Origin of the sequence: Streptomyces sp. NPDC001027 (assembly GCF_040299045.1) — a bacterium.
Lineage (GTDB): Bacteria > Actinomycetota > Actinomycetes > Streptomycetales > Streptomycetaceae > Streptomyces.
Genome location: NZ_JBEPBI010000548.1, coordinates 1 through 1,776, shown reverse-complemented (window position 1 = coordinate 1,776; position 1,776 = coordinate 1). Strand labels below are relative to the sequence as shown.

Annotated in this window: 2 protein-coding genes; both read right to left on the bottom strand. The window is 73.1% G+C overall.

What is annotated here, in order from left to right:
• On the bottom strand, positions 1-712 hold a 712-nt coding region (locus ABT300_RS43770), incomplete at its 3' end, for an SDR family NAD(P)-dependent oxidoreductase (protein WP_351688687.1).
• The coding region (locus ABT300_RS43765; protein ID WP_351688684.1) for an enolase C-terminal domain-like protein at positions 709-1,776 on the bottom strand (1,068 nt) is incomplete at its 5' end. The genes ABT300_RS43770 and ABT300_RS43765, both read right to left, overlap by 4 nt.

Here is a 1,776-nt window from a genome sequence, read left to right as displayed (position 1 = left end):
CCACCGCGAGCGAGGCGCCGGTGACGGAGGCCGCGGCGGGGCTCGCCAGGTAGACGATGGCCGCGGCGACTTCGTCCGCGGTGACCAGGCGTCCCATGGGCTGACGGGCGTTGAGCGCGGCGCGCTCGCGCTCGGGGTCGTCTGCCCCGTCGAGCAGCCGGGAGACCCACGGGGTGTCGGCGGTGCCCGGGTTGACGCAGTTGACGCGGACGCCCTCGCGGACGTGGTCGGCGGCCATGGCGAGAGTGAGCGAGAGGACCGCGCCCTTGCTGGCGCAGTACAGGGCGCGCTGGGGAAGGCCCGCGGTGGCGCCGATCGAGCAGGTGTTGACGACCGCCGCGTGGGCGGAGCGCCGCAGATGGGGCAGGGCGGCGCGGGTGACGCGCACGATGCCGACGACGTTGACGTCCAGGACCCGGTGCCAGTCGTCGTCCGCGTTGTCCTCGATGGTGCCCACTGCGCCGACGCCCGCGTTGTTCACCACGATGTCCAGACCTCCGAGGCGCTCGGCGGCCTGTCCCACCGCGGCGCGCACCGAGGCGTCGTCCGTGACGTCGGCCCGCAGGCCGAGCAGCGGGTCGTCGACGCCGTCCGGGTCGAGGTCGAGGACGGCGACCGACGCGCCGCGCGCCGCCAGCGTGCGGGCGGTCGCGAGGCCGATGCCGGACGCGCCCCCGGTGACGATCGCTCTGAGCCCTGACAGTTCGGTCATGCGGTCCCTCCCTGAGCGGCGCGGTCGGCGATCCAGAAGGCGCCGTCCGGGTAGCGGTACGCGGCGATGGACTCCTCCTTCATGGTGGCGGAGAAGCCGGGCGCGCGCGGCGCACGGTAGTGGCCGTCGCGCATGACGACGGGTGCGGTGAAGTGTTCGTGGAGGTGGTCGACGAACTCGATGACGCGGTTCTCGGTCGTGCCGGAGAGCGCCAGGTAGTCGAACATCGACAGGTGCTGGACCAGCTCGCACAGCCCCACCCCGCCGGCGTGCGGGCAGACGGGCACGCCGAACTTGGCGGCGAGCAGCAGGATCGCGAGGTTCTCGTTGACGCCGCCGACCCGGGCCGCGTCGATCTGCAGGACGTCGATGGCGCCGGCCTGGAGGAGCTGCTTGAAGACGATGCGGTTCTGCACGTGCTCACCGGTGGCGACCTTCACGGGCGCGACGGCGCGGCGCACGGCGGCGTGGCCGAGGACGTCGTCCGGGCTGGTGGGCTCCTCGATCCAGTACGGGTCGAACTCGGCGAGGGCGTTGGTCCATTCGACCGCCTCCTGCACGTTCCACCGCTGGTTGGCGTCGATGGCGATGCGGACGCCGTTGCCGACGGCGGCTCGGGCGGTGCGCAGGCGGCGGATGTCGTCGTCCCGGTCCGCGCCGACCTTCAGCTTGATCTGGGTGAAGCCGTCGGCGACGGCCTGCTTGGCCAGCCGGGTGAGCTTGTCGTCGGAATAGCCGAGCCAGCCCGGGGAGGTGGTGTAGCCCGGGTAGCCGTTCTCCAGCAGGGTCGCCTCCCGCCCGGCGAGGCCGGTGCGGCCCTCGCGCAGCAGCGTCAGGGCGTCCTCGGGGGTGAGGGCGTCGGCGATGTAGCGGAAGTCGACCTGGGAGACCAGCCACTCGGGGTCGGCGTGGGCGAGCAGCTGCCACAGCGGCTTGTCCGCGCGCTTGGCGGCGAGGTCCCACACGGCGTTGAGCACGGCGCCGATCGCCATGTGCATCACGCCCTTCTCGGGGCCGAGCCAGCGCAGCTGGCTGTCGCCGACGAGGTCGCGGCTGAGCGAGCC